29 protein-coding genes and 5 pseudogenes are annotated in these 22,134 nt (G+C 54.2%); 12 read left to right on the forward strand and 22 right to left on the reverse strand.

Features of this window, described 5'->3' with window-relative positions; genetic code table 11:
- Positions 1–53 precede the first annotated feature (53 nt).
- Positions 54–1,022, forward strand: a complete 969-nt coding sequence (locus msub_RS10895) for a magnesium and cobalt transport protein CorA (RefSeq protein ID WP_048497069.1) — start codon at positions 54–56, stop codon at positions 1,020–1,022.
- Between the two features lie 64 nt (positions 1,023–1,086).
- Positions 1,087–1,200: pseudogene (locus tag msub_RS22360) on the forward strand (DUF3010 family protein); the annotation flags it as partial.
- Positions 1,201–1,268: 68 nt separating this feature from the next.
- Here the strand turns inward: msub_RS22360 and msub_RS10900 are convergent.
- A complete protein-coding gene (locus msub_RS10900) occupies positions 1,269–1,529 on the reverse strand; it encodes a hypothetical protein (RefSeq protein ID WP_048496041.1) in 261 nt (86 codons plus the stop codon).
- Between the two features lie 188 nt (positions 1,530–1,717).
- On the opposite strand from msub_RS10900, the gene msub_RS10905 reads away from it, so the two are divergent.
- Entirely contained in the window at positions 1,718–2,089 is a 372-nt protein-coding gene (locus msub_RS10905) for an SDR family NAD(P)-dependent oxidoreductase (protein ID WP_227506705.1), read from the forward strand.
- 148 nt (positions 2,090–2,237) lie between these two features.
- Entirely contained in the window at positions 2,238–2,984 is a 747-nt protein-coding gene (locus msub_RS10910) for an NYN domain-containing protein (protein WP_048496042.1), read from the forward strand.
- 181 nt (positions 2,985–3,165) lie between these two features.
- On the opposite strand, the gene msub_RS10915 is transcribed toward msub_RS10910, so the two are convergent.
- Entirely contained in the window at positions 3,166–3,450 is a 285-nt protein-coding gene (locus tag msub_RS10915; RefSeq protein WP_048496043.1) for a PepSY domain-containing protein, read from the reverse strand.
- Positions 3,451–3,488: 38 nt separating this feature from the next.
- Positions 3,489–4,028 carry a cytochrome b/b6 domain-containing protein gene (locus tag msub_RS10920; protein WP_048496044.1) on the reverse strand — a complete coding sequence of 180 codons (540 nt, stop codon included), beginning with the start codon at positions 4,026–4,028 and terminating at the stop codon, positions 3,489–3,491.
- A gap of 240 nt (positions 4,029–4,268) precedes the next feature.
- Here msub_RS10920 and msub_RS10925 point away from each other — a divergent pair, with 240 nt between their 5' ends.
- Positions 4,269–4,664, forward strand: coding sequence for an MOSC domain-containing protein (locus tag msub_RS10925; protein ID WP_082146463.1), 396 nt, complete (start codon positions 4,269–4,271; stop codon positions 4,662–4,664).
- Here the strand turns inward: msub_RS10925 and msub_RS10930 are convergent, their stop codons facing one another.
- The 4 genes from msub_RS10930 to msub_RS10945 all read right to left on the reverse strand — a co-directional run bounded on the left by msub_RS10930 (position 4,665) and on the right by msub_RS10945 (position 7,382).
- On the reverse strand, positions 4,665–4,955 hold the full coding sequence (locus msub_RS10930) for a hypothetical protein (protein ID WP_048496045.1): 291 nt from the start codon (positions 4,953–4,955) through the stop codon (positions 4,665–4,667).
- 177 nt (positions 4,956–5,132) lie between these two features.
- On the reverse strand, positions 5,133–5,621 hold the full coding sequence (locus msub_RS10935; protein ID WP_264750649.1) for a hypothetical protein: 489 nt from the start codon (positions 5,619–5,621) through the stop codon (positions 5,133–5,135).
- Positions 5,622–5,691: 70 nt separating this feature from the next.
- A complete protein-coding gene (locus tag msub_RS10940; RefSeq protein ID WP_048496046.1) occupies positions 5,692–6,333 on the reverse strand; it encodes a DUF1294 domain-containing protein in 642 nt (213 codons plus the stop codon).
- On the reverse strand, positions 6,330–7,382 hold the full coding sequence (locus msub_RS10945) for a nuclease-related domain-containing protein (protein WP_048496047.1): 1,053 nt from the start codon (positions 7,380–7,382) through the stop codon (positions 6,330–6,332). The genes msub_RS10940 and msub_RS10945 overlap by 4 nt, the downstream gene beginning before the upstream one ends.
- 264 nt (positions 7,383–7,646) lie before the next feature.
- Here msub_RS10945 and msub_RS10950 point away from each other — a divergent pair, with 264 nt between their 5' ends.
- Both msub_RS10950 and msub_RS10955 read left to right on the forward strand, forming a co-directional pair.
- Positions 7,647–7,991 carry a PBPRA1643 family SWIM/SEC-C metal-binding motif protein gene (locus msub_RS10950; RefSeq protein ID WP_048496048.1) on the forward strand — a complete coding sequence of 115 codons (345 nt, stop codon included), beginning with the start codon at positions 7,647–7,649 and terminating at the stop codon, positions 7,989–7,991.
- Between the two features lie 29 nt (positions 7,992–8,020).
- Complete coding sequence (locus tag msub_RS10955) at positions 8,021–8,455, forward strand: DUF3010 family protein (RefSeq protein WP_048497073.1); 435 nt, start codon at positions 8,021–8,023, stop codon at positions 8,453–8,455.
- A gap of 57 nt (positions 8,456–8,512) precedes the next feature.
- Here the strand turns inward: msub_RS10955 and msub_RS10960 are convergent, their stop codons facing one another.
- The 6 genes and pseudogenes from msub_RS10960 to msub_RS10980 all read right to left on the reverse strand — a co-directional run bounded on the left by msub_RS10960 (position 8,513) and on the right by msub_RS10980 (position 12,172).
- On the reverse strand, positions 8,513–9,088 hold the full coding sequence (locus msub_RS10960) for a hypothetical protein (protein ID WP_227506707.1): 576 nt from the start codon (positions 9,086–9,088) through the stop codon (positions 8,513–8,515).
- A 26-nt stretch (positions 9,089–9,114) separates the two neighbouring features.
- Positions 9,115–9,510 carry a hypothetical protein gene (locus msub_RS10965; RefSeq protein ID WP_048496049.1) on the reverse strand — a complete coding sequence of 132 codons (396 nt, stop codon included), beginning with the start codon at positions 9,508–9,510 and terminating at the stop codon, positions 9,115–9,117.
- Complete coding sequence (locus msub_RS10970; protein WP_048496050.1) at positions 9,503–10,447, reverse strand: hypothetical protein; 945 nt, start codon at positions 10,445–10,447, stop codon at positions 9,503–9,505. Before msub_RS10970 ends, msub_RS10965 begins: the two co-directional genes overlap by 8 nt.
- The gene (locus msub_RS10975; RefSeq protein ID WP_048496051.1) at positions 10,444–10,782 is read right to left on the reverse strand and encodes a type VI secretion system PAAR protein; all 339 of its coding nucleotides are present in this window, start codon (positions 10,780–10,782) and stop codon (positions 10,444–10,446) included. The genes msub_RS10970 and msub_RS10975 overlap by 4 nt, the downstream gene beginning before the upstream one ends.
- Before the next feature lie 105 nt (positions 10,783–10,887).
- A pseudogene (locus tag msub_RS22475) lies at positions 10,888–11,001 on the reverse strand (5'-nucleotidase); the annotation flags it as partial.
- A 274-nt stretch (positions 11,002–11,275) separates the two neighbouring features.
- Positions 11,276–12,172 (reverse strand): GGDEF domain-containing protein, encoded by an 897-nt coding sequence (locus msub_RS10980; RefSeq protein WP_197083818.1) that lies wholly within the window; start codon positions 12,170–12,172, stop codon positions 11,276–11,278.
- A gap of 186 nt (positions 12,173–12,358) precedes the next feature.
- Here msub_RS10980 and msub_RS21560 point away from each other — a divergent pair, with 186 nt between their 5' ends.
- Positions 12,359–12,499 (forward strand): hypothetical protein, encoded by a 141-nt coding sequence (locus msub_RS21560; protein ID WP_227506708.1) that lies wholly within the window; start codon positions 12,359–12,361, stop codon positions 12,497–12,499.
- A 46-nt stretch (positions 12,500–12,545) separates the two neighbouring features.
- Here the strand turns inward: msub_RS21560 and msub_RS10985 are convergent, their stop codons facing one another.
- Positions 12,546–13,487, reverse strand: coding sequence for a TerC family protein (locus msub_RS10985; protein ID WP_156182811.1), 942 nt, complete (start codon positions 13,485–13,487; stop codon positions 12,546–12,548).
- 438 nt (positions 13,488–13,925) lie between these two features.
- Between msub_RS10985 and msub_RS10990 the strand changes: the two genes are divergently transcribed.
- The 3 genes and pseudogenes from msub_RS10990 to msub_RS22365 all read left to right on the forward strand — a co-directional run.
- Positions 13,926–14,420 carry a DUF2628 domain-containing protein gene (locus tag msub_RS10990; RefSeq protein WP_048496053.1) on the forward strand — a complete coding sequence of 165 codons (495 nt, stop codon included), beginning with the start codon at positions 13,926–13,928 and terminating at the stop codon, positions 14,418–14,420.
- A 336-nt stretch (positions 14,421–14,756) separates the two neighbouring features.
- The gene (locus tag msub_RS21815) at positions 14,757–14,969 is read left to right on the forward strand and encodes a hypothetical protein (RefSeq protein ID WP_048496054.1); all 213 of its coding nucleotides are present in this window, start codon (positions 14,757–14,759) and stop codon (positions 14,967–14,969) included.
- Positions 14,970–15,112: 143 nt separating this feature from the next.
- A pseudogene (locus tag msub_RS22365) lies at positions 15,113–15,217 on the forward strand (PBPRA1643 family SWIM/SEC-C metal-binding motif protein); the annotation flags it as partial.
- Between the two features lie 241 nt (positions 15,218–15,458).
- Here msub_RS22365 and msub_RS11000 read toward each other — a convergent pair.
- The 4 genes and pseudogenes from msub_RS11000 to msub_RS11010 all read right to left on the reverse strand — a co-directional run.
- Complete coding sequence (locus msub_RS11000) at positions 15,459–16,547, reverse strand: ice-binding family protein (RefSeq protein ID WP_319803324.1); 1,089 nt, start codon at positions 16,545–16,547, stop codon at positions 15,459–15,461.
- Positions 16,548–16,653: 106 nt separating this feature from the next.
- Positions 16,654–16,749: pseudogene (locus tag msub_RS21100) on the reverse strand (type II toxin-antitoxin system HigB family toxin); the annotation flags it as partial.
- A gap of 101 nt (positions 16,750–16,850) precedes the next feature.
- Positions 16,851–17,159, reverse strand: a complete 309-nt coding sequence (locus tag msub_RS11005) for a hypothetical protein (protein WP_048496055.1) — start codon at positions 17,157–17,159, stop codon at positions 16,851–16,853.
- Positions 17,160–17,723: 564 nt separating this feature from the next.
- Positions 17,724–18,059: pseudogene (locus msub_RS11010) on the reverse strand (LysR substrate-binding domain-containing protein); the annotation flags it as partial.
- Between msub_RS11010 and msub_RS22545 the strand changes: the two are divergent.
- Entirely contained in the window at positions 18,025–18,270 is a 246-nt protein-coding gene (locus tag msub_RS22545; RefSeq protein ID WP_082146546.1) for a DUF1127 domain-containing protein, read from the forward strand. The pseudogene msub_RS11010 and the gene msub_RS22545 sit on opposite strands and share 35 nt — an antisense overlap.
- A gap of 580 nt (positions 18,271–18,850) precedes the next feature.
- On the opposite strand, the gene msub_RS11015 is transcribed toward msub_RS22545, so the two are convergent.
- The 4 genes from msub_RS11015 to msub_RS11030 all read right to left on the reverse strand — a co-directional run bounded on the left by msub_RS11015 (position 18,851) and on the right by msub_RS11030 (position 22,130).
- Entirely contained in the window at positions 18,851–19,267 is a 417-nt protein-coding gene (locus msub_RS11015) for a helix-turn-helix domain-containing protein (protein ID WP_048496056.1), read from the reverse strand.
- Between the two features lie 433 nt (positions 19,268–19,700).
- Positions 19,701–20,117 carry a type VII toxin-antitoxin system HepT family RNase toxin gene (gene hepT, locus msub_RS11020; protein WP_048496057.1) on the reverse strand — a complete coding sequence of 139 codons (417 nt, stop codon included), beginning with the start codon at positions 20,115–20,117 and terminating at the stop codon, positions 19,701–19,703.
- Positions 20,099–20,512, reverse strand: coding sequence for a type VII toxin-antitoxin system MntA family adenylyltransferase antitoxin (gene mntA / locus msub_RS11025; protein WP_048496058.1), 414 nt, complete (start codon positions 20,510–20,512; stop codon positions 20,099–20,101). The genes hepT and mntA overlap by 19 nt, the downstream gene beginning before the upstream one ends.
- Before the next feature lie 262 nt (positions 20,513–20,774).
- Positions 20,775–22,130 carry a S41 family peptidase gene (locus msub_RS11030; RefSeq protein ID WP_048496059.1) on the reverse strand — a complete coding sequence of 452 codons (1,356 nt, stop codon included), beginning with the start codon at positions 22,128–22,130 and terminating at the stop codon, positions 20,775–20,777.
- Positions 22,131–22,134: the final 4 nt, after the last annotated feature.

The raw sequence follows: 22,134 nt of genomic DNA on the forward strand, positions 1-22,134 counted from the left end.
TACCCTGGAAGCCCAGACAGAAGCAGTTTTCCAACCCCCGGGAGTCTATGACCATGTTGATCAATTGCGTCGCCTACCAGGACGGCAAAAAACTCCGGGACATCGGCGTTGCCGAAATCCACGAATACGCCGACAAACCCGACTGCTTTGTCTGGGTGGCGCTGCGGGATGCGGACGCCGAGGAACTGGAGCAGATGAAGCACGAATTCGGCCTGCACGATCTGGCCGTGGAAGATGCCCATTACGAAAACCACCAGCGCCCTAAAATCGAGGAATATGGCAATACCCTGTTTGCTGTCATGACGACCCTCGACGTCGTAAACGGCGAAATCCTCCAGGGGGAAGTCGATGTATTTGTTGGTGAAAACTATGCCTTATCGGTCCGCAACGACAGCCAGCAGGGGTTTCTGGGTGTCCGCGAACGTTCCGAGCGGGAGCCCCAGCTCTTGCGCAAAGGGCCCGCGTTTGTTCTCTACGCACTGTTGGATGCGGTTGTCGACCGCTACTTTCCGATCATGGAAATGCTGGAAACCGAGATTGAATCGCTGGAGGAGCAGATTTTCATACGGGGATCAGAGCGACGCAACATGGAGCGGCTTTACGCGCTCAAACGCAAGGTCATGTTGCTGAAACACGCTGTAGGGCCGCTGATGGAGTCGGTGGGGCATCTGCACGGCGGGCGCGTACCGGCTCTGTGCGCTGATACCCAGGATTACTTCCGTGACGTCTCGGACCACCTTGCACGCATCAATGCATCGATCAATACAGTGCGCGAGACCATCACCACGGCGATTCAGGTCAACCTGTCCATGGTCGCGATTGAAGAAGGCGAAGTGAACAAGCGCCTTGCTGCCTGGGCCGCCATTTTTGCGGTCGCCACCGTGCTGGCCGGCATCTGGGGCATGAACTTCAAGCACATGCCGGAACTGGATTCGGCGTACGGCTATCCGGCAGCCCTGTTGACCATGGTCTGTGCCTGCGGCTTTCTCTACTACCGGTTCAGGAAAGCGCGCTGGTTATAAGTCAGGTTCCTGGTCCCCGTCGACCGGGCGTCCAACCAATCGATTAGCTTTGAGAAGGAAGGCTATGATTGTATGCGGAGTTGAGCTGACTGGCAGCGACGCGGTGGTGTGCTTGCTGAATATGGACAGGGGTCAGTTCAACCTGCCGGAGTGCAAGGTGCGCAAACTGTCACTGCCTATGCGGGGCACCTGCAGGGTCAGCGTAGCTGACGGCCTGGTCTGCAATTTTCCGGCACCCCAGGCGGATCAAGTCCCGGCGGCCTGCTCCACCGCGGCGTCTATTTTCTCAATGGCTTGATTGAGAACCTTTTCAGACTCCTTGTGGTTGCCCGCCTTGTGGAGCGCTTCTCCTTTTGCACGGAGTTTCTCAACCTCAGCCCTGGTGGTTGCATCCAGCTCCGCTGACTGAAGCTGAGAATCGACCTGTTTCATAAGCGTGGGGCACTGATTACTGAACGCCGGTGATGAAAAAAGCAGCATTGCGAGTAAAACGAAAAGATAGCGCATGGGTATTCTCCTTTTTATCCATCCGTCCTCTTAACAGCATAGTCGATTCAAATCGGAAGCGGGAACTATTTCGAAGGTCAAGCAGCGCGAACAAGGCGCGTGCCATGAGCAGGAACCGTTCTGCGTTACAATATCGCGGAAGCTCCTCAAAGAGCCCACGCATCAAGATCAGAAAGCAGGAGCATTCAATGACGTTTGATTTCCACGGCCGGCGCGTAATCGTCGCTGGCGGCAGTAAGGGTATTGGCCGAGCCATCGCATTGGGATTTGCCCATACCGGTGCCAGCGTTTCTGTATGCGCACGCGGACAGACAGCCCTGGACGCACTGGCGGAAGAAGCGGAAGGCGAAGGGCTGTCGCTACATGTGGCCGCCTGCGACATCGGCGACAAAGCTGCGCTGGAGACTTATCTGCAGAGCGCCATGGGCGAGCTGGGTGGCCTGGACGTGCTGGTCAATTGCGCCTCGGCGTTCGGGCGGGAGGACAACGAAGAAGGCTGGCTGAGCAGCGTTGAGGTGGATCTGATGGGCACGGTTCGCGGCGGCCAGGTTCTGTCCTGAACCATGGCACAGCAGCCAGGTAACAGGCATGGCCCAAACTTTCCAGCCCGCGAACATCGGAAAGCGTGGCCGGGTCTGGTCTAAGCACCTCCCTTGCGTTAAATGCTAGGATTCATCCAACCCATGGAGACAAGGACATCTCAGAGACATGAACACCAACTACAAGATCGCCCTGCTGATTGATTGCGACAACGTCAGCAACCAATCCATTGAGGGCGTGCTTCAGGAACTGGCCAAATACGGAGCCGTCAACGTGCGCCATGCGCATGGCAACTGGAATGGCCCGCAACTGGGTGGCTGGATCGAAAAGCTGCATGCCAACGCCATTCGCCCCGTGCAGCAATTCGCCTACACCACCGGCAAGAACGCCACCGATGCCTCCATGATCATCGACGCTATGGACCTGCTCTACAGTGGCAACGTCAATGCCTTCGCCCTGATGACCAGTGATTCCGACTTTACGCCCCTGGTGATGCGCATTCTGGAGGCAGGGCTACCAGTGTTTGGTTTCGGCGAACGCAAAACCCCAATGCCGTTTGTGAACGCCTGTTCCCAGTTCATCTACACGGAGAACCTGCGCGAAGAGAGCGAAGAATCGGATAACAGCGAGACTGGCGGGCCTGCCAAACCCAAGCCCACCGCCAAGCGAACGCGCAAAGAGCTTCGGGGCGACACGGTTCTGGTTCGGACATTGCGCACGGCGGTGGAGCAAACCGCGGATGACGACGGCTGGGCGCACCTCGGCGCGGTTGGCACCTACATTTCCAATAACAGCTCCTTCTCCCCCGTTAACTACGGGTACAAGAAGCTGAGTGATCTGGTCCGGGCCAGCGAGCTGTTTGAGATGAGTGTTCGGGACAAGAATACCCTCTACATCAAGAGCCCGGAGAAATAGGTCGCGGCTCATTTCCGAACGGCGATTTATCGACCGGCTTTTTAGCCTGCCATCACCCGCTTCCTCCCTGCTGATAGCCTGAGCCAGGCAAAGGAAGCGGATAATCGAACTCACAGAATAATACGCTGTTCCTCTCAGAGCGTTTCACCCTGTACATCAAATCGTCTGCCAGTCGGCTCGATCAGTCGCCGATTTCTTCCTTCACGGGCTTGCCGTTAACCGGATTGTAGTAGATTTCTACACGCTTTCCGTCTTTCTGCCAGCCATAGATTTCATAACAGTTGGTGTCAGTCACGTTGAAGCGCTTGATCTTGTAACCCTGCTCCTCCAGGGATTTACGAAACATATCCTGATCCTTCCAGGAGGACTTGGGCGCTTCGGTGCATTGCGGATCAGCCAGGGCCATTCCGGACACGGAGGTAGCAACAACAAGGGCCAGTGCTTTGGTGATAGTCTTTGCTTTCATGGTCATTCCTTTTTTGAGTGATAAACGAAAGGTCACGCTCAGGCCAGGTCATCCCCGGACGCAGCGCGTTTTTTGCCGGTAATCATGGCGCGCGGCAGGTTTTCACCGTGACGCCGACTGGCTACAAACACCCCGGCCAGGTGTGCAACCACAAGAACCATGACGCCGTCCGCCAGAAAGCCATGAGTCTCTTCCATCCATTCCACACCCCAGAACATGTCGGTGGTCTGGAGCCAGCCGCTGAATGCCGTTGCTGCCAGCGCAATCATCAGCAGAATCACCATGGCACCACCGGCCGGGTTGTGGCCCAGGTGGCGACGTTCGCGTTTGGCGGCGATATCACCCAGGTAATTCAGGACGGTTTTAGGGCCATGGACGAAATGGTGGAAACGGGCATAGTGAGAGCCAATCAGGCCCCAGATCACCCGGAAGGTCAGCAGCCCGGCGATGATGTAGCCGGAGATTTCATGGGGATCATCCCATTCGCCCCCGGTAATCCAGGAAAACGTGAAACAACCGACCAGGGACCAGTGAAAAATACGGACCAGCGGATCCCACACGCGAACGGATTCAGGCATTGTCTGTTCCTTCAGGGTATTGATTGGTGCCGGTGGAATTCGAATTCACCGGAATGCAGTCATGGGTCCTGACTTTAGAGGTTCTTTCTTAAGTGAGCCTTAACGCAGGTCGCCTGAAAACTTAAGGCGCTCCTAAGCTCTCTGTCAGGTCAGCCTAAGAGTGGTTTGAGACGGTTTGCAATCAAATCCAGTAGCGCCAATCATTCCAGTCATGACATCAGCCCCGCCCGTGGCGAGGCCATGGAAGCACTCCAAAGCGTGGCGGTCACACCCGGAAAAGGCCTGGAAGGCGACCGATTCAAAGGCCGCGAAACCAGCAAACGGCAGGTCGCCCTGATCCAGCAAGAACACCTGCAAGCCATTGCGTCCTGCCTTCAACGTGAAGCCATCGCACCCGAGCTTTTCCGACGCAACATTGTGGTGTCTGGCCTGAACCTGCTGGCCCTGAAGGGCAAGCAATTCCGAATCGGCAATGTGGTGCTGGAATACACAGGGCTTTGCCATCCCTGCAGCAAAATGGAAACGTCACTGGGGCCCGGCGGTTACAACGCCATGCGCGGGCACGGAGGAATCACAATGCGGGTGGTTGAAGCGGGTGAGCTTGCCCTTGGGGACGACGTCCGGGCCTGTCTGTAATCAAGTTTCACTGAGAGTGGAAATACCGTTGACCTCAATCACCGTTTTGGCACCCGCCCGCTCAATGATTTTCAGGAGGGTGGACTGAATGGTTTCGTCTTCCCGGGCGTCACCGCCACTCACAAACGTTTGCTTCTGGGGTTCCGCGCCCTCTTCCTCGGTAAATGAAATCACAACCTCGCTGGCTGAATCCGGCGTTTTACCAAAGTACTCCAGCGAAACTAACGGATAGCCGTGAAAGCCCTTCTTAACCTGCTTTGCAATACGCTTCTTCGCTTTATCCACGTGCATAATCGGAGCCTTTCGCTGCGTTTGTTATCTGGGTGCGCATGAGCACCCAGATCAAAACACAAAACCCTATTTTTCGGACGTTGTAAACGCTTTTGTGAATACGCTCAGGCCGCGTTTGGAACGGTTAAGTTCGAGTCCCGACTAAGTGCAAAAATGCCTGGCTCTCAGAGCTTAATGTCACTGGTTCTTCAAATCGCGATAAACCTCACAAGCCTTATCTCGCTCTCGCGCCAACTGGGGGTCGCTATTTCCCATAGCAGCAACCGTCGCCGCATTACACGCCCGCCGGGCCTCTTCCAGCCCGGAGAGCGTTTGTGCGGAACCGATATTGGCAACAATAGGTTTGAAAGACACCGCAGCATTACAGTACATATTCTGAACCTGCACCTGCCGCAAGCCTTCTACCCCTGATTGCTTCAACTCCAGACAAAGGGCATTGAATAGCTTTGAGGCCTTAACAGTGCATTTGGAGAACTTGCTGATATTTTGCTGGTAATTCGCACATACACTTTCCGGACGCACTCGCCATAGCTGATGCTGGTATGAGACAGGCGTACCCTCGTATTCGACAACGACGGGAGTAATCTCAAGGTTTCTGGTTTCATTGAAATGATTCGATACCGTCGTCTGCACGGTATTCAGGTATGCGGAGAACACCAAACTCACCGGGTCCAAGATTTTATGCTCCGAAATTAATCCAGATTCGGAAAACCGATAAAGGCTTTTCCGTTGTCTACTACCAGATAAGCGGCTGCAACGACTTCGACAAATCAAAGCCCAACTGTTGACGCCAGCTCATTGCTTCCGGGGCCACAACTAGCCACCCCAGAGCGCCAAGATTGGACAAGACCGCCAGCCAGAAAACGAACTGATAGCTGCCCTTCCGCGTCTTGTGCCGAAAAGCCTTCTGGGCCACCAGTGCACCGGGCCAGCCACAACACAGTTCGAAAAGATGCAGCGTGTTCTCCGCGATGCGTTGGCCACCCCGCTGCGCCGCCTGCTTATCGATCCAATACATCACAAACAACACCAGACTCACCCCACCGTAGGCAGCCAGAATAGAGACAGGCAGATACCTCTGATAGAACAGTCCAGCCAGAGTGATGAAAAACAACAGCACCACTGCAGCCGCCACCCAGAACCCCGGGGCCATGCTGGCGCCAACCTTTGCCGCTCCAGCGTATTGAAAGCGCCCTGCCCTTGGCCGACCCTGAGCATCCGTCGCAATGCTGTATGTCACCTTGCGATTGGAAACCGGCCGGCCCCTGCCGGCATAACTGCTGATATGCGCAAAGACCCGTTCACCACCGACCTCCGGCGTAATAAAACCAAACCCCTTGGCGTCATTCCACGCAGTGAGTAACCCTTTCTGATTCAAAGCACTTCTCCTTGCAGAACCTTATACCGAGTACACGCTTTATCCCTGTCTCTGAGAAGGCGCGGATCCCGATTGCCAATCGCGGCAGCGATTAAGGCGTTACATTCCTGCCGTGCCAGAAACAATTCCGAAGGAGGTTTGTGAACACGCTGAACCACAGTGCCCGAAGTAGTCGCCGGCACAACAGCTCTCGAATCAGTGCTGTGTTCGTTGACCGATTTACGAGGAACAGGCTGAGGTGCGACCTGAACCTTGTTTTCAGCGTTCCTTTTAGTGGCTATTGCCATCGCCCCAGAGACAAAGTTCGAATAGGCATTCACTCCAATCACACCGACTCCCAGCATCAAGACCGGGAATACCAGCAGCTTGAGACGCCACCTGCTCCGCCGACGGGGCACGTGACCGTAGCGCTCGGCCACCAAGCCTCTTACATGGCGAGCATGGGCCTGATCGGTGGCGAACGATGCCTTTAGGCGACCGGACGCCACCTTTTCCCGGACCTCCGCAACTTGCTCCGGGGTCAGCACCAACTCCCGGTGGGATTTTATAAAGCGGATATACCCGAGCCCCTGAGTCACGTTTTCCGGCATAGGCGTTTTGAAGGTGCTGTCCCCCACGAACACCACCACCGAATGCATCTGATGGTCACCCAGCCCGAGTAGCGTCTGCAGTGTTCTAACGTGCTTATAGTTCTGGTGCAGCGGGTTCTGGAACTTGTGGTTGGACCGATAAATCTTCTGAGTCCAGGTGCGCTTATGAGCGCCACCGAAGATCCAGCCCCTCATGTTTTTGGTCTCGACAACGAAGACCCCAAACTCCGAAATCAGAACATGGTCGATTTGGGTGGTGCCATCTTCCGTGGCGAAGGTAACGTTCTTGATGAGATGGTAGCGGGACTTATCCAGGAACCACCGCGCAGAGAGGTTCACCAGAAACTCGCCAAACTTGCCTTTGAACAAGGGCGACTTGATCAGGCCCGCTATGATGGCAAGAGGTAACAGATACCAGACGGCAGCAATAAGAGGCTGGTAAACCGGGCTCAAATCCATTTCTCAGACATCCTTGTTTCGCATCCTTCAAACAATCCAATCTGAACGATAAATCAGTCTTTACTTCAGTGCCTTAGGATTTTTGTAACGCCTTTTGGAGGAAACCCAAGCCATTATGGCCTGGAAACCAGATCTTTCCCGTCTCTCCTGGTCCCGGCTTTCTCGATTCAAAAAACTATATCTGCTTATATCCCCGTTCCCGCAACCATGCTAAAAGACTCCACCCGGCAGTAGCCCGGGCATTCTTCCCACCAGGATCTCAGCATGTCAGACAAATTTTTCTTCAAGGGCCGGCAGGATGCACGCCAGCACCACACCGCTTACGGCGGCTTTCAGACCAACGCCAGCCAGAAGAGTGGCAGCCTGAAGTATCCGCTCACGCTGGTGGTTACCAGTGAAGCACGCAAGCAGGAAGTTGAGGCTCAGGTGGCCGGGGCGAAGCTGCACGCGAGTATTTCGGTTGATACCAGCGAGGGCGCCGTTGAATCTATCAACGAGCTCACCGCTATCCTGAATAAAGGAGGAACGGTCACCACGGTAAAACCGCCCTCCCGCAACGACGTCTGCAATTGCGGTAGCGGACTCAAATTCAAGAAGTGCTGCGGCTAACGACAGCCGGGGCATAGAGGGCAATGGCTATGATTGTTTGCGGAGTTGAGCTGACTGGCAGCGATGCGGTGGTGTGTTTGCTGAATATGGACAGGGGGCAGTTCAACCTGCCGGAGTGCAAGGTGCGCAAATTGTCACTGCCGAAAAACCATAGCCGTGAAGATCTGCAGCGGTTTCAGGCGGCCTTTGCGGAGTTAATGGCCGAGTACGGCGTCAGCAGTGTCGCGATCAAAGAACGGATGCCCAAAGGCAAATTTGCCGGCGGCGCCATCAGCTTTAAAATGGAAGCGGCCATTCAACTGATCAGCAGTGTTGAGTTGACGGTGACCATGCTGCCCCCGGCACTGATCAAGTCCACCCTGGCAGCCAACCCGCTGCCCATTGCCTTTGCCGACACGGGGTTGAAGGCCTTTCAGGAAACTGCTTTTATCGCTGCTTATGTGGGGCAGCTGCATGGTCGTTGAAGCTGTCAGCGTAGACGGCTTAAATTTTTCTCCGACAACTGTAAAAACCGGGTTTAATCAGTTCGAGACCCCGGATGAGAAACGCGTTTGATGAGCATAGGCTTCAAGCTCTCTCCGGACGTCTCGATAAGCCTCTTGATTCCGCGACTCCAAGAACGCGGCAAACTCGAAAGCGTTAAAACCGTGGAAAGCCTTTTCGGGGCTATCAATTGGTAGTTCCGGATCCGCTCCCAGGCGTAGCAATGCATGTAGGTAGTCATTATTGGCGTTCAGTACCGCCTCATGCACCGGTGCAAGCCCGTGGTAATAGCCGTTAACGGGCTCTCCCCTTGCCGCAAAATGTCGAAGCAACGCGTAACCACGTCTCCTCATGATCGAATCAGCATCGTGTGTATCTAACGATGCGCCCACGAAATTGATCAGGGGTTGCGAACAGCCGCCCATCGCGCTCATCGCTTTTCCGCATCGCTCATATGGCCAGTCGGAATGCGTTAAAAGCCAATACGCTACTGCAGGCCTGATCGCCAGGCTATCAGAGTCGAAAGGACTCCACGGCATTTCTTCAGGATCAAGAAGCGCGAAAACTGTGAGCCCCCAGGCATCCGAGCCGAAAGCCCAGGTATGATAGATCATCGGGAACGAGGCCCCGAGCACCTTCTCTAGTCATATGCTCCCAGGTACCAACCGGTGAAAAAGAACAGAACCATTAGGACCGCATACACGGAGAAAGGCAAAATCACCCACATTTTCAGCGAAAGCGGAAGCGGTTCATTCTCGTCACCCATTCTGGCTTCGATCCGGGGCCCGATTCGTGGCAGGTTTCGGAATAGAAAAAATATGTAAACATGCGAAATTCTCATCCAACGACCAATTGGGCCGTTCCCCCAGATGATGCGAATGCTATCCAGTTGTTTGCCCGGCGTTGCAATTCTCCGTTCAACTTCCTCGGTTTTTCGGAAAAAAAACGTGACCATCAGGAACATCAGAATGATGCCAAGCCCCAGAGAAGCAGCACCTGTGATGGCCGCTAACTCTGTCCATTGCTCCTCACTCATGAAAAACCTCCCTGAGGTTTTCGCCAATGGCCTCACCAGTGTTTCCACCAGCTTGGCCACCAGCCGCTGCGCCGAGCCCTCCAGCGATGACGGCACAAGCAATACCACCTATTCCTGCGGTAGTCACAGCGAAGACTGTGCAAGCCGAAACTGCAACGGTTGCACCAATACTGCCTCCAGCATGCGAACCAGCAAATTTACCTCCCTCCTGATAAGCAACGACCTGACATTCGCTCTCGCTTCCAGTGGTGCATGCTTCTTTGATTTTTGACGCCGAGATAGTCGCATCCAGAGCAATCCCCACATAGCCGACGTTTCGGGCATATCGGGCACCTTTTGCCAGTCGCTCATAGTACGTGGTGTAACCTGGAATGGCACCAACCCCTGAAGTCTTCCAATGATGCACGATACTCTTGGATGACAACCCAAGCGCCCGTTTGAGCCTTTCATCGCTGTCTATTGACATACCCTTGCGTGCGACACTACCCAGAGCGAAATCCAGTTTCCTGAAAAGTGCCCGCCGTCTCTCGAAAAACCCGGAATGATTAAGATGCCCATACTTCCGGTAACTGTCTTGGTATAGCCGCTCAATGCTTTTCAGTGTCTTTTCAATGCTGCCAATCTGCTTCGAGACCATCACTGCGCCAGCCCCCAAACCCGCCGACCCTGTCGAAGTGACCGCTTCCAGCAGATCGTAGTAATCGACGATAAACTGCGCCTCGCCTGGATCGAGCGCCCGAACCTGAGCATTTACTTGTGCCGCCACCTCCATCAGATCAGCTTCTTCCGTGGTGCACGCCTTTCCTTCCGGGTCACCCAGGACAATCATCTCTCCCGGCAGAACCCTGTCGCCGAGGCCCGGGTTCAACCGATCAAAGTGATCCGGCTTTGCGGATGCGTCTCCGTACAATGCAGTCAACAACTGCGTTCTGCTCATCGGGCTCCGGACCACATGGTAGCCAGGTTCGACGGTACCTTCTGCGTATCCCCAATCACAACGCTGCCACTGCCGATGGTCACACCCCCGCATGAAATGGAACCGCCAGTCACCGCTGCGGGAATGCCATTGATCAGCACCGTTGCCGAACCTGAGGCAATGGCTCTGGGGTGGGGAGGGTGTTTGGGCTTGGAGTGAGGCGCGAGGGAATCGCCAACGCGGGCGACGGGCTTGCCGTCAATCAGCACATTGGGGGAGCCGGCGATAACGGGTGTGGGAGGGAAACACTCATGATCGGTGCCCATATCACCCAACAATACGACTTTCTTGCTCATTCCTTTATTCCTTCCGTCCTTGAAGGTTTATCCATTTTATATGGCTGCCGTCACTGGCAACCTGGTCCGCAATAGTAAACAAAGAATCTACAATGCCCAAATTCTCTATTGTTTCTCAGAATCCTTCAAAGGCGACCCGGACCTGTAAGGCACCTTCCCCGCAGGGGTATATCTGGCAGCTGGCTCCAGGTACACATCCTGATCATCGAAGAAGATATGCGCCCTGAACGTCCCCCGGTAAGTTCAGCGGCTTTGATCTGGATGCCATCATTCTCTCCAACACCTATTGCGAAAGCGCTGCTTGTACTGCCGGCCTGGTTGGGCTGAGCGTCTTTGACTACTCACCAGCAGGCACACTTTTTAACCCCGGCACCCAGCGACCGCCAGCCAGGCAAGAGTCAGTTGCTATTCCTCCGCGCCCCGTAATCAGTCGGAGCCAGATAAACTTGGACCATGACGCCAGCTAAAACCGGGGCACCCATTAACCTGTTGACTACAACTGGCTAATGGATGGCCCGGTTTTCACGGTGTTTTTGGCCTCTACGTCGAATTCAGAGAATAAGACACTATTCCGCTCAGAGCGTTTCACTTTGTACATCAGGTCGTCTGCCAGGCGAACAGCTTCGTCGGAATTCAACGGTGGAAACGGAAACACGGCCACCCCCACGCTGAATCCTATGGGCCAGTTGTTACTCTCGGCCAAATCCAAAAGAGCTGCGTGCAGATCTTTAAAAAAGCTGCGTGCGCCGAGCATGCTGGTTTCAGGCAGCAGTATGGCGAATTCGTCGCCTCCCAGCCGGGCGCCCAGATCGGAGACCCTGAGTCTCTTGGTCAGAGCACAGCCTACAGCCTTCAGAATTTCATCACCGGCACTGTGGCCAAACGAGTCGTTGACACCTTTGAATCCGTCTATATCGATATAGCCCAGCGCCGAACTGTGGCCATGGCGGCGGGCAATATCGAAAACCGATGCAGATGCCTGCCCGAACGACCGGGCATTGTGAAGGCCGGTCAGACTATCCATCTGCGCAAGTGCCGTCTGGGTTTCCAGGAGCTGTCGAATTATCGACATGAGATAGACCGTCAGAGCAAAAAAGCTTAATCGAACCAGGGCGTTCCAGAACGCGATTGCCGGGTGGCTATACGACTGACCGGACGTGTGGTCGACCAGCAGCCAGACAATAGCGGCCGCCAGGGCCATCAGGAAGGCTACTCGTCGGCTCAGGTACCAGGCCGCAATGGCGACGGGAATCAGATAAAAAAGTGCCAGCGCAATTTCGTTCCCTGTCAGCTGATCGATAACACCAATAACCAGTAAGATCAGCGCGCAAAGAAGGCCAACTCGCAAGGCAGACTGGGAAGAGAGTAATGCATGAATATGATCGAGCATTGGCAGCGCACCCTTCATGAATGCACGTGATAGCCAGGGGGCATACGGTCCCGGTTTCCATGAACGAAGGTCATGTTCAAGAGATGTTACCTATCTTCTTCCTCTTGTTCCCCGGTTGCCAGTGATACTTTATTAACCTCCACCATCAATTCATCTGGCGGCGAACCAATATGAAAGCCCACGTCCTTGCACGGGCCTTTTGAGATGAGCGAGGGCGGCATCTACGGTTCCGGTGGCCAGCTATTCGTGGCAGAGCAACCGGGCGAACACCGGTACTTCTCGGCAGAGCTGTTCCGCCGTTGCGTGAGGGCGCTGGCTCATGCCTGACCAGTGCCCAAATAATAAATCTGTCCCGGTTTTCCCTTCAGGCGTGTCAGCTTTCCTGATGCCGGTCCGTCCAGTACCAGCTGATCAGCATGGTTGCCGAGATGATGACTGCCACCGTTGCCAGCGACCAGCTGATGGGAATGGTGTACCAGTGTTCGATCAGCAGCTTGATGCCGATGAACACCAGTACCAGCCCCAGCCCATAATCCAGTAGTGAAAAGCGGTCGGCCAGGCCGGAGAACAGGAAATACATGGCCCGCAGCCCCAGGATTGCGAAAATATTGGACGTCAGGACAATAAACGGATCGCGGGTGATCGCAAATATCGCGGGGATGCTGTCGACGGCAAAAATGAGATCGGATATCTCCACCATGATCAGCACAACCAGTAACGGCGTCGCCCACAGACGGCCCTGCTCCCGAACCAGGAAGTGATGCCCGCGCAGTGATTTGGTAATGGGAATATGGCCCCGAATCCAGCGCAGAAACCGATTGTTCTCGACATCGGATTCCTTGTTCGCCGCCCAGGCCATCTTGATACCGGTGAATACCAGAAACGCGCCGAAAACATACAGAATCCATTCGAAATTGGTCACCAGCCAGGTGCCCATCAGGATGATGCCCGTACGCATGATCACGGCGCCCAGAACGCCGTAGATAAGAACCCGACGCTGGAGCTCGGCGGGAATTCCGAAGAAGTTGAATAACGTCAACCAGACAAACACATTGTCGACAGAGAGGGATTTCTCGATCAGGTAACCGGTCAGAAAGGCGGTCGCCTTTTCGTTGGCAACCTGGATGCCCTCAGTGCTGTAAAGGTATGCCCAAAGGCCGGCATTAAACAACAGAGAGACAAGAACCCACACTGCCGACCAGATCGCGGCTTCTTTCATGGAGACCTTGTGCACGCTTCCGCGCACGAACAGATCCACGGCGAACATGATCAGGATAAAAGCCGCAAAAACCGCCCAGATCCACCAACCTGCCATTGACTGTATCAAAGAGTTCCTCCCTTTCTTTCACTGAGTTTTACAGTCTAGCAAAGTAGAACTTCTACCCGCATTCTATAGTTTGCCGGCAAGCCGCCGGAATCCGTTAACCAAGGTATGGCTGCCATCGCCTAAGAGGCACTGGAAGAAGCTCAGAGTTGCTCTGCCGCTGTGGATTTTGTACGTCGCCCCATCGCAGGTCGCCCAGGCGGCAAGTTCAGTCACCTTGTCTGAATAGTTCATTGGGCCTCCGTGTTCCGGAAAACTCCGGAATATGGAGGCCAATATCAGCCGTCCTGCGGATCAGGGTAGTGACGTGGATCAGACCTGGAACCCGGAATGTCCCGGTTTTTATAGGGTCCGTTGCACGGAACCTTCGGCACGTTCTACAATTGTCGCCCCGTCAGGAAGGCGGGCCAGGGATCCTGAAAATTATTGATGCTGATCCCTGAAGTAACGTCCCTCAATTTTGAAAGGAATCAATTTGCCATGTCCTTGCATACCTTCAACGTTTACCAACACGCTGATCGCTCAACCAAAGCCGTGAAAGTGGGCTTCTCCTGGCCCTGCCTTTTCTTCGGAATTTTCTGGCTTGGGGCCAAGCGCCTTTGGGCATTATTGGGCTTTCTCGTTTCTCTTACAGCTATAAGCTACCTGGTTGAAGGCTTGGTCCACGATGCTCTGCCTACCTTTGAGGCAGGGGTGTTTTCATTGCTCCTCAATGTGGCTTTTATGGTGGGTTGGGTGGTTTTTTCCAATTATGCCAACGGGCTGTGGGCATCAAGCCTTGATGAACGCGGATACGAACTGTTAGCGACGATCGAAGCTGCCCATCCCGATGCTGCGATCAGCCAGGCTCTGTCCGGCAATACTGACCAGCAACAGGGCTCCGCGGTCGTATCAACTTCTTCGTCCGGCAACTTTTCCGCTTGATCCCCATGCTCGCCAGGACTGAACTCAACTGGCGAGCCAAGTCCCTCGCTTCCGCAGTATTATGAAATCAAGGGTAGACTGAAATCTGGAGGAAATTCGACAAACTTTTCGTCGCCAGTCAGCTTCCTGCTAGTGAGCGCCGCCCGATTCGATTCATCTGCCGGAAGCCATGGCCCTGGCTCCTAGTTTCAACTCCGAGAAAACAGCTCTGTCCTGGCTTTTGCAGGCAAGTCAGCTTTCCTGATGCCGGTCCGTCCAGTATCAGCTGATCAGCATGGTTGCCGAGATGATGACTGCCACCGTTGCCAGCGACCAGCTGATGGGAATGGTATACCAGTGTTCAATCAGCAGCTTGATGCCGATGAAAACCAGCCCCAGCCCAGTTCGGACGCGGGCGTCTGGAAAATCGGGGATCGAGCCTATTATTACTTCTTGTCTGATTCAGAATCCTCGTTTGTATTCTTTCAGTCCGGCAACGATAACTTGATCAAGCTGGAATCTGACTTTCTCGATTCTGATGGCTTTCGAAGAGTGCTTGGGGATATTTAGATAGGTGAAAAGCTGTGTCAAAAGCATAGTATAGGGACAGGAAATCAGCCCCTCCCGGTTTTCCCTATATCTCCGTTCCCACAACCATACTAAAAGACTCCACCCGGCAGTAGCTCGGGCATTATTCCCATCAGGATCTCAGCATGTCAGACAAATTTTTCTTCAAGGGCCGGCAGGACGCTCGCCAGCACCACACTGCTTACGGCGGCTTTCAGACCAATGCCAGCCAGAAGAGTGGCAGCAATCAGGACATTACTTTCCTGCGCAATGAACCATAAAAAAAGGCAGCCGAAGCTGCCTTCTGTCGATCGAGCTGTCTGGTAATGAGGGCCCCGCGAAAGGCAACGGGCAATACCTGACTCTGTAGCTCCGGTTGTTCAGACTGTTAACACGACTGAATGGGTGTGCCGTTTTAACAATGCTGTCCTGGTTTCATCCTTTTTATCGGGCATCCATTTTATGGCGCTGTAATGGTGTTCATTTCCAGGGTTACAGCAGTCTGCCGTTAACCGTTGCGCTTGTTTTAACCGTTACGCCTTTCTCGGCGAGCACAATGCCTTTGAAACTTGCACCTGTATCAAGTACCACACCGGTGCCGCCGCCAACCTGCCAGAACACATTCTCCGCCACCGCCCCGCCTGATAAAAGCACTTGGGTATTACTTGCCTGAAGTACATCGCCGGCTACCTGGAAGATCCAGACATCGTTGGCGCTGCCCGCAAGCGTCACGCTCGTATTGATCAACACGTTTGTACCCCATTTATAAAGACCTGGGACCAGTGTCTTGCCGCTCACATCACCTGCGTGCAGTTCAGTAAAGTCAGGGGTGGTTCTGCCTGCTGCGTCAGTGTAGGCCGTTCCCATGTCGAGTACCGCGTTGGCAACCAGTGTGTTGTCTGGTGCTGTGCCGGAAAAGCACGCTCTGCCACCAGCACTGGCGACATAGGCGTCATCAGCGCCGTAGATGATGCCAGTTATTTCATCGCAAGAAACACTGTTCATGGCCGCCGCAGTGATTGGGCTGGCACCGATGTTCCCAGTGATAGCGGATTGAAACACGTTGGTAATACCGGTTTTAGTCAGTATCACAAAATCTCCGGCGGTTCTGAGATTGACGGGTTCCGGACCAGTCGCGACGGTGTCTCCGGTCTCAAATGTCCAGCTGTAACCGGCTGCAAGCGCATTGGCCGCGAGATCTGTTACCGCCGTTGTCAATGTCGCGGTATAGAGGGTGTTGGCAGCAAGATTGTTTACGGGGTTAAAGGTCACCAGCTTGTTCGAGTAGCTGACGCTACCTTGTACGGCTGTTCCACCCATGCTCAGAGTGAAGCTGTCTGAATTAACGCTGGCAGGATCCAGTATTTCGCTAAACACCGCATCAATGTTTCGGTTGAGTGCAAAGCCTGTCGCTGCACCAGTCGGGTCTGTAGAGACTACCGTGGGAGCGTCAGTGTCAGCCGCGATCCCGCTTCTGAACTGCCAGACGTAGTCGTTTGCCAGTGACTTACCGGATAGGCTTTTTGCCGCTGCGGTAATGGTAGCGGTGTACGGCGTATCGGCGGTGAAACCGGGACAGATCTATTTTCGCACACATTCTGTGCCTACAGACCCAATGTTAACCGAAGTGCTGAACAGGTTGGTAGCAGGCCAAATCTCTGCTGCACCATTAAGGAAACCACGAGAATTAATCCCGAAATTCAATGAAGGCAACCATCCTCAAATGATTGCCGCCGATGTCGATAACCCACCATTTGTCCCGATACTTGAAATTGTCCAGTGACGGGAATACCTGGCTGCATCGTTAAACGGCTACCTCTTACTTCTCTTTACTGACAGGCAGGTTGTCACCAGCCCGATCGGCCGGTGACAACCTGCCGGCCATTACATTGCCCCCTTCTCCTCGTCGGACATCATGTCCTTTTCCATCGCTTCCTTGTCCATGTTTCCCTTCTTCATGCCATCCTTCATTTCATTGTGCATGCCGTCATCCATCATGCCTTCATCTTTCATCTCGTCAGGCATGGTGTCGGCCTGCTTTGTGTCCTTGTCCATGCCGTCGTCTTTCATGTCAGCCTGCATCATCTTCTTTTCCGCACCCATGTCGTCCTTACCCATTTCATCCGCATGGGCCGGGGCCATCATGGCCAAGGCGGTGCCAAGGGCGAGCAGTGTGGCTGTCAGGGTTTTCATTATGCATTCTCCTTATTGGAAACATTCACTGTTCGACGTCGCTGAGCCCATGGGCAACACACCGGCGGCGTCAGAATGCAGAGTGCAATGGCAAGGTCACAGGGCCGTCACGGCCCGGTCAAGACTCTATAGAGGAACAGTCACAAAACCCTCACGGCCAAGGCGCCTCGTTCTGGGCAGGCCCGAGCCTGGGCTTAATCATTTCGGTCCCGGTCTTCGTTCCTTTGCAGATCGACAGGACCCTTTAATCCGAAGGGGACTTTTCAAGCAGAGCTCTAACGTCACTCAGCGAGTATGACCACGCTGCACCATTTCGGCTACCTCGAAAATACTGGATGGAAGTATTCTTCCCCGCCACTGAACATCAGGCCATTTTGGCCGAGAAAAAGCGCCTGCTTCAGGAATACGGACTGGAGGGCATAGATCCGCTGGATACTGAACTGGCACTGTGCGCCAACGAGGCGGAATCTACAGTTCCGGTGGCCAGCTCTTCGTGGCAGAGCAGCCCGGAGAACACCGGTACTTTTCGGCCGAACTGGTCTGCGACTGGTACAAAAAATGACTTCAGGAAATCTCGGAGGAAATCCAGGACACAAAGGCTCTGACCTTTTCGGTTCTGAACTTGGCCTCCGGGGCGACCAGATAATAGTGATACTCCGCGGGCATCGAAAAGTTGATCGGCCGGATCAGGAGACCGGCTTCCAGCATATCGGCGACCAGAGTGTGACGAACCAAAGAAATGCCACGCCCGGCAAGGACCGCTTCTACCTGCGCAGATGCCTCATTCACGGCCAGTTTGATAGCAATGTCAGGAATATCAATGCCCAAGGCCTTCTGAAACTCGGTCCATGAGCCCTGCATATCAATGGATTCATCAAGGAGCCAAGGCACATCAGCAAGGTCAGCCGCTTCCTCCTCTGCTCAGGCAGCCAATTACCTTCACAGCAGTAAAGCCGTTAAAAACCGTCTGATTCATAAAATCAGCCGATGGCATATGAATTGGAGGACTCGCCGACAACTTGCCTGCCTATCTGACTTCATGCTGAAAGACATCGGTATCTCGAGAATCGATGCCGAACAGGAAGCCCGAAAGCCTTTCTGGAATGAGTGACACCTACACCTTTGCCGATGTGAGAACTGCAACTTCAAAGACGCTAAGCAAAAAAAGGGGCAAGGTTATGGGCAAACACAGGGACCATGGTGAAAAGGGCTCATCCGCGACATCGTCAGAAGCGCGGACTCAAACACGCTCGACAAACCGTGCAGATCGACTCAAAACAGGCATCTTTGCTCTTTTGAGGACATTGCAAAGCCGACGGAAAGCTAAAGAGGAGCTTCGTTGTCTCTCAGACCATATACGAAGAGACATTGGCATGTAGCCTCAGAATCGATCACCGGAGGGCGATCGCATTAGGGCACTCCTCCCGGCGAGTTCCGGTTAAAGCTTACCAGCGATGATCGCTGACCAGCAGTCTGACCCGACGCGGGCATCGTAATTTGATGAGAGAGTGTGAGTGAAAATCGGGCGTGGACGGATTTATGAAATACGAACACGCCATTGTGAAATTTGAGGGAGACGTTGCCATCCTGCTCTGCAACGGCTGCGGCATAACGATCTCAGAGGGCCTGCGAATGACAGAGAAAGCCAGGTCCGAAAATGTGACCAGAATGAGTGAACCACTACAAAAATCTCAGAAAAAAAGTACCGGAGGCACTCCAAACCGCTTTCCTAGTGCTTCCATATGTTTGCGGGTCAGTTTTTTTCCTTCAGCACCGTTGAGAATTTTGCTCACATTGCCTTTTGATCCCAGCTCCGGCAGATCCGCCACCCCAAGACCGTGTTGAGCCATCAGGGTTTTAAGTACAGCAACCCCCCTGTCCGTTGCCGCGACAGTGGCATTAAAGCCGGAAAACTCAGCAGCCTGGTCCTCCCAACGCTGAATGCTGGCAGCCAGAATCTCAATGAGCAGTTTGTTGGCGTCATAGTCGTCCACCAACTGATCCATCATCTCCAACGCTTGCTGATAGTCATCCTGAGTCTCAATATGAGCCACGAACGGCACCTGGGCCAGCGCATCTCTTATCTCAACAAAAGCAGGCGATAACATAGGCCTCACTCCTTTTTACGACGGTACTTGTCAGTCAGCCGGTCGTAGAAACCTGCCGGCAACGAGTCGCAGTGAACTTCCGCAACAAAATGGAATTGGCAAAACAAGGATTGTGATATGAAAAGCCCCGCCCCGCTAATCGCTTTGACTTTTGCCTCTCTCTCGGCCTGCGCTCAAACTGACCAATACATTACTGCCGCCTATGATGGTATGAAATTCCAGGCGCCTGCCTCTCCGGTTATCGTTGGGTCATTACCGATTAGGTGCGAACAATGACATTCTCCTGGTCAAATATTCCGACACCGTTGGCAAGCAGTACATCAGTTCTGGTACCGAAAACACCCTCGAAACCGGAGGCTGCGGATGGTCGGACTTTCTCGATTCTGAGGGCTTTCGAAGGAGGCTCGGGGACATTTAAGTTGGTGAACGCACGCTACGCCATTAAATCCGAAAACACCTTGGCAAAGGCCCGAAAATCGCCGAGATGCCTGGTGCAGATGGCGTACACAATCTCCCAGTTCACATCGTCATAGTTGTGAACCATGACATTCCGGAACCCGACGGATTTGCGCATGCGAGCAGCCAGTTCGATATCGATAACGCCGGACTGGGCCAGCGCTTCAAACGCCTGCCCCATGGTTTTTGGCGCCGTGGCTTCGGCGTGCTCTGCAAGCCAGTGTGAGGCAATATCAACGCACATCTGCACGGCACGGGTGAGGTTCAGCGAGATAATATCCTGCGCATCCAGGTCAACCAGCAGAGCATCCAGGCTTTCGGGTAGTCGGGATTCCACCCGCTGAATGCACCGCCTGAGGGACTCCAGTTTCTGTGCTACGAGTTGCTCATCCATGCCTTGCGCCGGCCTTCCAGTATGCGTTTTTGATAGGGAACAAAGTCTTCATTTTCCATGATATTGCGATAGATCAGATCGCCCCATTGGTGGCGCGTTCCGATCACCTGTACCGCAGTGCTGACAATCTGGTCCAGTAAAGGCTGGCCCACTGTGCGCAAGTCCACCAGATCAACCGGGCGGTTGAAAGCCAGCGCAATGGCTTCTGTTATCGCAATACGCTCATCCGCGCTGAGTTCCTTGTCCGCCTGGACGGCAACATCAATATCACTGTCTGGCCGGGCCGCACCACGGGCCATGGAGCCGAAGAGAGCGGCAAGCCGGATGTGTGGAAAACCGGCGAGTAGCTCGCTGATTTTCTCGATATCAGGATGTTTGGTTACATCAGGTGACATGGCGCTCGCCTACGGGGTTTACGTCTTGAGTGTATCAGAAAGCGCCAAGGCGGGTGGCAAAACGACATAATAGTGAAAGGCCCCAACGTCATACACCCCCTTCCTTGGCGCAAATCAAGCGCACCTATTTAGGTACGCAAATGCCAGCCATCTATTCTTCTACTGATCCATTTTTCTAAAACCGGCGAAAACCGGGACAGATCGATTTTTTAGATCTTGTAGCGTCCTTCCCAGAGGGAGCCACTGCGTTTTTCGAGGGCATTCACAAAACGGGTCTGTCGACCAGCTTAATGACCCGCTCCAGCATCGGGTCTTTGCCTTCCTCGCGCCCTTTTCGGCCAAGGTACTTGAGACGGATGTGTGGCGGGATGCCGACATCTTCATATATCTCACCGTCGTAGGCCCGGTAGATTTCATTGGACAAGGTCAGGTGCCAGCCATTTGGCAGATGGCGCTCGAGCGTGTCGGAAAGGATGCCCTGGGTAGGCTCGCCAATAAGGGTGAGACGGGGATGCTGCAGCAGGGAGAGCACGAAGATTTCTGCGGCACTGGCCGTTAGCTCGCTGGTCAGCACAAACAGGTTGCCCTGGTAAGTCTCATTGGCAGGCGTGACATAGACAGACTGCTTTCCGGTAAATCCATTGCCATGACGGGCTGACTTGGTGAAAGCCAGCCGTTTGCGATCCATCAGGTACGCTGCAAAGCGCAGTGCGACACCATCGTACCCCCCACCATTATTGCGAAGATCGATCACCAGATTGGGGAGCTCGCCAACATCTGCCAGCACGCTCTTCATCACACTATCGACCGCACTGAGATCCGCAGCCGGTTTGCCTGACTTGCCGCTTTGGCCGGCCATGGCCCGGATGTTCAGGTAACCGATGAGGTCATTAAGGCGCCCCCACTCCACCAGCCGGTTGCCGCCATGGCTAACGGCGCTTGCGAGATAATCCTCATGGATCACGTCACGCGCCGACTCTTTGAGATCGCCCAGGTAGCTGGTGAGCTCCCGGTCATCATTGGCGTCTTCAAGTTCCTGTGTCAGCCGCCTGAAGAGCGCCGGCTGGGCACCTGCGCTGTAATGACCCCAGGGTGAATGCAGACGAATATGGCCATCCTTCAGGGGCCGTAGCATCGCAACCATGATGACAAAGAGCGTTTCCTGTGATGTGTTCGCGTTAATCTGGGGAAGATAGTCATGATGCGCCCGGTCCCAGGCCACGCCCTTGAGTTCAAACAGGGCGTATTGCTCGTGAAAGGTTCGCCAGAAAACGTCAAAGTTGTATTGCGGATCCTTTGCCCTGTGCCTGTGACTTTCAGTGACACTGGCGGGCAATCCTTTCAGGCGACGGAATCTGATGCGTGCTACGCCAGTTACCCGATGGGCACTGAACGCCTGGCCACCAGGGGATACCGCCAAATCTTCGTAATAGTGGCCAAGTTCTTCAATACTGCCCGCATGAATCTTCAGGCAGCTGATGCTGGTTTCTTCAAAAAGGGTGTACCAATCCTCCTCGATCAGCAACACATTGCCGTAACCCCGGGAACGCCAGACCCCGTGCAGGCGCGCAAAATCAGGGCTGGAAAGAGAACTGCCACGGCGTTGGGCGGTTTTCATAGAG

Origin of the sequence: Marinobacter subterrani (assembly GCF_001045555.1) — a bacterium.
GTDB lineage: Bacteria > Pseudomonadota > Gammaproteobacteria > Pseudomonadales > Oleiphilaceae > Marinobacter > Marinobacter subterrani.